This window comes from Vibrio sp. V42_P2S4T144 (assembly GCF_009904715.1).
Taxonomy (GTDB): domain Bacteria; phylum Pseudomonadota; class Gammaproteobacteria; order Enterobacterales; family Vibrionaceae; genus Vibrio; species Vibrio alginolyticus.
Map to the genome: position 1 here is coordinate 1 of NZ_WXWS01000681.1, position 6,901 is coordinate 6,901.

Sequence of the window (6,901 nt, forward strand, 5' to 3'; positions counted from 1 at the left end):
AATCAATAGAGAAGCGAATGCAACAAGCCACTTTTTCACTTGTTAACTCCCAATGTTGTTGAATTGATATGGGAAATAGGACCAATCCTTTCAATCCGATTACCTATATCAACTGTTGAATATCAGTTTTATGTCTATAAAAAATAATGGCTAGCTCTTGGAGAGCTAGCCATAGATTCAATCACTTGGAGGAATTAACCACCGAAGTCATCTAGTAGGATGTTTTCATCCTCTACCCCTAGATCTTTCAGCATGCCGATTACAGCAGCGTTCATCATAGGTGGACCACACATGTAGTATTCACAGTCTTCTGGCGCTTCGTGATCACGTAGGTAGTTCTCGTAAAGAACGTTGTGAATAAAGCCAGTGTAACCGTCCCAGTTATCTTCTGGAAGTGGATCAGACAGTGCACAGTGCCATACGAAGTTGTCATTCTCAGCTTGTAGCATATCGAAATCTTCTACGTAGAACATTTCACGCTTAGAACGTGCGCCATACCAGAAAGACATCTTACGCTTAGAGTGCAGACGCTTAAGTTGGTCGAAGATGTGTGAGCGCATTGGAGCCATACCAGCACCACCACCAACGAATACCATTTCTGCATCTGTATCTTTCGCAAAGAACTCACCAAATGGACCAGAAATAGTACACTTGTCGCCTTCTTTTAGAGACCAGATGTACGAAGACATGATGCCTGGTGGTACGTCTGGGTTGTTCGGCGGCGGAGTTGCGATACGAACGTTAAGCATGATGATACCGTGCTCTTCTGGGTAGTTAGCCATAGAGTATGCACGAATGGTCTCTTCATTAACTTTAGACTCGTAACGGAAAAGGTTGAACTTCTCCCAGTCTTCACGGTATTCCTCAGGAATATCGTAGTCTGCGTATTTCACGTGGTGAGCAGGAGCTTCAATCTGGATGTAACCACCAGCACGGAAAGGTACTGATTCGCCATCTGGAATTTGTAGCTTAAGCTCTTTGATGAATGTCGCTTTGTTATCGTTAGAGATAACAGTACATTCCCACTTCTTAACGCCGAAGATTTCTTCAGGAAGCTCGATATCCATGTCAGTTTTCATTGCAACCTGACACGCTAGACGCTCACCTTCACGCGCTTCACCTTTAGTAATATGGTCAAGCTCGGTTGGTAGGATGTCGCCACCACCTGATTTAACTTTTACGCGACACTGACCACATGAGCCACCGCCACCACAAGCAGAAGATACGAATACGCCAGCACCTGCTAGAGCACTCAGTAGCTTACCACCTGGTTGTGTAACGATCGCCAGAGAAGGGTCATCGTTCACAGAAATTGTAATGTCACCTGTTGGTACAAGCTTAGACTTAGCGAAAAGAATCACTAGTACTAGTGCAAGTACGATCAGAGTAAACATCACTACACCAAGAATAATGTCCATTGACTATTCCTTAATTGTTGCGGTTTACCCGACTTACAGTTGAACACCAGAGAAAGACATAAAGCCTAACGCCATAAGACCTACAGTGATAAATGTGATACCAAGACCACGTAGACCTGGAGGTACGTCAGAGTACTTCATCTTCTCACGGATACCTGCAAGAGCAACGATTGCTAGCATCCAGCCCACACCAGAGCCGAAACCGTAAACGATCGATTCAGCAAAGTTGTAGTCACGTTGTACCATGAAAGATACACCACCGAAGATTGCACAGTTTACTGTGATCAGCGGTAGGAAGATGCCTAGCGCGTTGTACAAAGGTGGGAAGAAACGATCTAGGACCATCTCTAGAATCTGTACAAGTGCTGCAATTACACCGATAAAGGTGATGAAGTTTAGGAAGCTAAGGTCCACGCCCTCAACTAACGCGTTCTCTCTCAGAACTAGGTTGTATACCAGGTTGTTCACAGGAACAGCGATAGTCAGAACTACCACAACTGCAACACCTAGGCCGAAAGAGGTCTTAACCTTCTTAGATACGGCAAGGAAAGTACACATACCTAGGAAGAAAGACAGAGCCATGTTTTCGATGAAAATCGATTTAACTAACAGACTAATGTAATGTTCCATGACGTCCTTACTCCTTCGCTTCTACTTGTTCTGGTTTCAGAATACGGATTACCCAGATAAGGAAGCCGATTAGGAAGAATGCTGATGGTGCTAGTAGCATTAGGCCGTTAGGCTGGTACCAACCACCGTTGCTCACTAGAGGTAGAACTTCTAGACCAAATAGTTTGCCTGAGCCAAATAGCTCACGGAAGAAACCTACAGTGATAAGAACGAAGCCGTAACCTAGACCGTTACCAATACCGTCAATAAGAGATGGTACTGGCGCAGACTTCATTGCGAATGCTTCAGCACGACCCATTACGATACAGTTAGTGATAATCAGACCAACGAATACAGATAGCTGTTTAGAGATATCGTATAGGTAAGCTTTTAGCACTTGGTCTACCACGATTACTAACGATGCGATGATTGCCATCTGAACAATGATACGCACACTGTTAGGAATGTGGTTACGGATCAATGAAACAGAGAAGTTAGACAACGCAGTTACAAATGTTACCGCTAGTGTCATTACAAAAGCTGTTTCTAGTTTAGTTGTTACTGCAAGAGCAGAACATACACCAAGAACTTGTAGCGCGATTGGGTTGTTATCCAATACTGGCGCTAGAATGCTCTTTTTAACGTTTTGTGCACTAGACATTAGTTAAGTTCTCCGTCACGAACTTTTGCTAGGAAAGGACCAAAGCCCATATCACCTAACCAGAAGTCAAATGTGTGTTGAACACCATTACTAGTGAGCGTCGCTCCTGATAGGCCATCAACACCGTGCTCAGAACCTTGCGGTGCGCCGCCTTTCACGACCTTAATCGCTGGCTGGTGATCTTCATTGTACAATTTCTTGCCAATGAATTGATCGCGCCATGAAGGGTTCTCTACTTCACCACCAAGTCCAGGAGTTTCACCTTGCTCGTAGTAAGTAATAGCAGACACAGTGTTACCATCAGTTTCAACGGCTACAAAGGCATACATCATCGACCATAGTCCTTTACCGTGCATAGGCAGGATAACTTTTTGGACTTCATCTTGATCTTTTACAAGGTACACCACTGCTGTATTCGCGCGACGACGGATATCAGCTACGTCTTCTTCTGGTGTCAATGCGATTGAACGTTCTGCATCTTTTGATGCTTCACGTTGATCGTACGTAGATGCATTACCCTCAGTAAAGTTACCTGTTTCAAGGTCTACTAGACGAGGTTCGATGTACTCAGCAAATAGCTCTGGTACTTTCTTACCGTTTGCGTCAATGCCTGCAACTTCAACGATCTTTGATTGCTTATCTAGGACAGCGTTAGCTTTTTGCTTATCACGCAGACCTACTGCTGCTGTTGATACGATGATTGAACAAACAAGGCTCAACCCGATAACAACACCCAGCGTCTTTTTAATGCTGTCGTTATTACTTGCCATAGCGTGCTAGTCTCCGCTTGATGTTCTTCTCAATCACTACATGGTCGAACAGAGGTGCGAATAGGTTCGCGAATAGAATCGCCAGCATCATACCTTCTGGGTACGCTGGGTTAACTACACGGATCATCACACACATTGCACCAATCAGGATGCCGTACCACCATTTACCTTTGCTAGTAAATGACGCTGATACTGGGTCCGTTGCCATGAAGAACATACCGAATGCAAAACCACCTAGAACTAGGTGCCAGTGCCATGGCATATTAAACATTGGATTAGTGTCAGAACCGATCACGTTAAACAGAGTCGATACTGCGATCATACCGATCATCACACCCGCAATGATGCGCCATGAAGCGATTCGCATGTAAACGATCATCGCTGCACCGATCATTAGAGCTAGAGTCGATACTTCACCAATTGAACCAGGGATGTTACCGATGAACGCGTCCATCCAAGTGATAGGAGCGCCAGTTACTGTGTTAACTAGAGCACCGTTACCACCTTGAGCCCATTGGCTAAGAGCAGTAGCACCAGAGAAGCCGTCAGCTGCAGTCCATACTACGTCACCCGAAATTTGCGCTGGGTAAGCGAAGAATAGAAATGCACGACCTGCAAGTGCAGGGTTAAGGAAGTTACGACCTGTACCACCGAAGATCTCTTTTGCTACAACAACACCAAATGTGATACCTAGCGCCGCTTGCCATAGAGGTAGCGTTGGTGGAACGATAAGTGCGAATAAGATAGAAGTTACAAAGAAACCTTCGTTAACTTCGTGCTTACGCACCATACAGAACAACACTTCCCAGAAACCACCAACAATAAATACTGTTGCGTAGATTGGCAGGAAGTAAGTCGCACCTAGTAGCATCTTACTGCCAACACCCGCTTCCGCACCGATAGTGCCGCCAAGCATTTCTGTTAGCCAGTAGTGCCAGTTACCTGCGATAACTGTCGCTAGTTGGTCACCAGCGTACATGTGGTTAAGTGCTGCAATAGCTTGGCCACCTGCGTTGTACATACCCCAGAACATTGCTGGGAATACCGCAAACCAAACCATGATCATGATACGTTTTAGGTCAACGCTATCACGAACGTGCGAGCTTTTATTTGTTACGATACCTGGTGTGTAAAAAACTGTTGCTACAGCTTCGTACAGGGCAAACCATTTTTCGTGTTTGCCACCAGGCTCAAAATGATGCTCGATGTCTTCAAGAAACTTTTTAAGAGCCATGAAAATTACCCTTCCTTCTCGATAGTATCTAGGCATTCACGAAGTAACGTACCGTACTCGTACTTACCTGGACATACAAAGGTACACAATGCTAGATCTTCTTCATCCAGTTCAAGCGCACCCAGTGCTTGAGCACTGTCTGTGTCGCCGGCACATAGATCACGAAGCAGCAAAGTAGGCTCCATATCTAGAGGCATTACGCGTTCGTAGTTGCCAATTGGAACCATTGAACGATCACTACCATTGGTCGTCGTTGTCATATTGAACAACTGACCTTTGAATACGTGACCAAGGAAAGAGCGAGTTACCGAGAACTTATTCTTACCAGGCATTGCCCAGCCAAATAGTTCTTTTTCACGGCCTTCACGTAATACAGAAACCTGTTGATGGTAACGGCCAAGGTATGCGTGTGGACCAGTTGCATGTGTACCTGTTAGTACTGAACCAGAGATCACACGAACTTCGCCAGGCATCAGCTCGTTATCTGTTAGGTCATCTAAGCTTGCACCCATTACGGTACGAACTAGACGAGGGTTATTCACAACTGGGCCAGCTAGAGACACAACACGATCTGTGCATAGCTCACCAGTTAGGAACAGCTTACCGAACGCGATAACGTCTTGGTAGTTGATGCTCCATGCCACATTCTCTGCATTTACTGGGTATAGGAAATGCATGTGGGTGCCAGCAAGACCTGCTGGGTGAGGGCCATCGAAGACGTGTTCTTCTACGTTAGACTGTGAAGAGCGTGGCAAGCTAGTGCCAGATTTACATACGTAAACCTTGCCTTCTGTCAGGGCTGAAAGAATGTCTAGACCAGCAATGAATGCTTCTTGTTGCTCATTAATGATCAACTCAGGCTTAGCTGCTAGTGGATTAGTATCCATTGCAGTTACGAAAATAGCCTTAGTAGAAGACTCGATTGCAGGAACCTTGCTAAACGGACGAGTACGTAAAGCGGTCCATAAGCCAGAGTCAACCAACTGAGTCTTGATCACTTCACGATCTAGACCTGAAAGTTGAGCGGCTTCGAACTTATCAAATGTCACCTGCTCTTCACCTGCCACTTCAATCACTACAGATTGAAGGACACGTTTAGCGCCACGGTTAACTTCGATCACTTTACCGGCTGCTGGTGCAGTAAATTTCACGCCTGGGTTCTTTTTATCTTCAAAAAGAACTTGCGCTTTTTTCACTTCATCACCAACGCGGACATGCATGGTAGGTCGCATGCCAACGTACTCTTCGCCAAGCAAGGCGACTTTTTTGATGGTCTTACCATCATTAATCACCTGGGATGGAGTTCCTGCGATAGGAAGATCCAAGCCCTTCTTTATTGTAATCATACGCACTTGCACTACTTTTATCGGGAAAAAGATTCTTTTGATTGCGTAACTTTTAGACACGACATCAGTGTCCGGTTTTGATGTTGTTTTAAACATCAAAATCGCAACATCCTATTAAAAATCTCGTCACAAGGAATACGCGAGATTTATCAGGTGCCGTAGTCTAGCATTTTTTAGGAACTTGATGCCATGATCAATCATTAGAATAGAGGGGTTATTTCGGTAGAATCAGGTCTAAAAGGTCAAAGAATAGTCATAACTTTGACCCATCGCACAAATGCCATATTCCATACATATCTTATGGAAAAGTGATATTCATCGCCTGAAATATTCTGCAATTTCCATTCATTTGTTGAAACACTGTTAACACATTTTTTAACCAGAATTTGTGCCACGTTAACGTCCCTAAAGAATGTAAAACGAAAAAAGATGGCCTTAAGCCACCTTTCTCTGCACCTTTATATCTTGCGTTTTTAGTGACCACCACCCATACACATCGGGCTATCAGGGGCGCCATCTTGTTCACGCTTCCACTCTTCATCAGTATATGTATGAATAGCTAATGCATGAATGTGGTTGTCCAGTTCATCTGCCAAAATTTGATGAACTTGACGATGGCGCCCAATCAAACGCTGTCCCGCGAACGAATCACTCACAACAATCACTTTGAAATGACTCTCTGAGCCTGGTGGCACATTATGCATGTAGCTCTCATTAATGACTTTGAGATAGCTGGGTTGCAGCTCACTGTGTAGTTTCTTCTCTATGATTTCTTGGATCATATTCGTTCCTCATTGATGCGAATTCCATAAGTATATACCTAAGTAAAGCAGACATGCATCACTCAAACGTCACTCTCATTA

General features: G+C 44.6%; 7 protein-coding genes. All 7 read right to left on the reverse strand.

Features of this window, described 5'->3' with window-relative positions:
* Positions 1-194: 194 nt before the first annotated feature.
* Positions 195-1,418, reverse strand: coding sequence for an NADH:ubiquinone reductase (Na(+)-transporting) subunit F (nqrF, locus tag CAG68_RS21910; protein WP_005380271.1), 1,224 nt, complete (start codon positions 1,416-1,418; stop codon positions 195-197).
* Positions 1,419-1,451: 33 nt separating this feature from the next.
* Positions 1,452-2,048, reverse strand: a complete 597-nt coding sequence (nqrE, locus tag CAG68_RS21915; RefSeq protein ID WP_005380270.1) for an NADH:ubiquinone reductase (Na(+)-transporting) subunit E — start codon at positions 2,046-2,048, stop codon at positions 1,452-1,454.
* Positions 2,049-2,055: 7 nt separating this feature from the next.
* Entirely contained in the window at positions 2,056-2,688 is a 633-nt protein-coding gene (locus CAG68_RS21920) for an NADH:ubiquinone reductase (Na(+)-transporting) subunit D (protein ID WP_005380269.1), read from the reverse strand.
* On the reverse strand, positions 2,688-3,458 hold the full coding sequence (locus tag CAG68_RS21925) for a Na(+)-translocating NADH-quinone reductase subunit C (RefSeq protein ID WP_005380267.1): 771 nt from the start codon (positions 3,456-3,458) through the stop codon (positions 2,688-2,690). The genes CAG68_RS21920 and CAG68_RS21925 overlap by 1 nt, the downstream gene beginning before the upstream one ends.
* Positions 3,448-4,692 (reverse strand): NADH:ubiquinone reductase (Na(+)-transporting) subunit B, encoded by a 1,245-nt coding sequence (locus tag CAG68_RS21930; RefSeq protein WP_005380265.1) that lies wholly within the window; start codon positions 4,690-4,692, stop codon positions 3,448-3,450. Before CAG68_RS21930 ends, CAG68_RS21925 begins: the two co-directional genes overlap by 11 nt.
* Before the next feature lie 5 nt (positions 4,693-4,697).
* Positions 4,698-6,038 (reverse strand): Na(+)-translocating NADH-quinone reductase subunit A, encoded by a 1,341-nt coding sequence (locus CAG68_RS21935; RefSeq protein WP_005380264.1) that lies wholly within the window; start codon positions 6,036-6,038, stop codon positions 4,698-4,700.
* A gap of 473 nt (positions 6,039-6,511) precedes the next feature.
* A complete protein-coding gene (gene bolA, locus CAG68_RS21940; RefSeq protein ID WP_005380262.1) occupies positions 6,512-6,820 on the reverse strand; it encodes a transcriptional regulator BolA in 309 nt (102 codons plus the stop codon).
* Positions 6,821-6,901 lie beyond the last annotated feature (81 nt).

Bases quoted from the DNA above. Each gene is read 5' to 3' on its own strand.
- CAG68_RS21920 (WP_005380269.1), bottom strand. From the start codon at position 2,688: ATGTCTAGTGCACAAAACGTTAAAAAGAGCATTCTAGCGCCAGTATTG.
- bolA (WP_005380262.1), bottom strand. From the start codon at position 6,820: ATGATCCAAGAAATCATAGAGAAGAAACTACACAGTGAGCTGCAACCC.
- nqrE (WP_005380270.1), bottom strand. From the start codon at position 2,048: ATGGAACATTACATTAGTCTGTTAGTTAAATCGATTTTCATCGAAAAC.
- CAG68_RS21930 (WP_005380265.1), bottom strand. From the start codon at position 4,692: ATGGCTCTTAAAAAGTTTCTTGAAGACATCGAGCATCATTTTGAGCCT.
- nqrF (WP_005380271.1), bottom strand. From the start codon at position 1,418: ATGGACATTATTCTTGGTGTAGTGATGTTTACTCTGATCGTACTTGCA.
- CAG68_RS21935 (WP_005380264.1), bottom strand. From the start codon at position 6,038: ATGATTACAATAAAGAAGGGCTTGGATCTTCCTATCGCAGGAACTCCA.
- CAG68_RS21925 (WP_005380267.1), bottom strand. From the start codon at position 3,458: ATGGCAAGTAATAACGACAGCATTAAAAAGACGCTGGGTGTTGTTATC.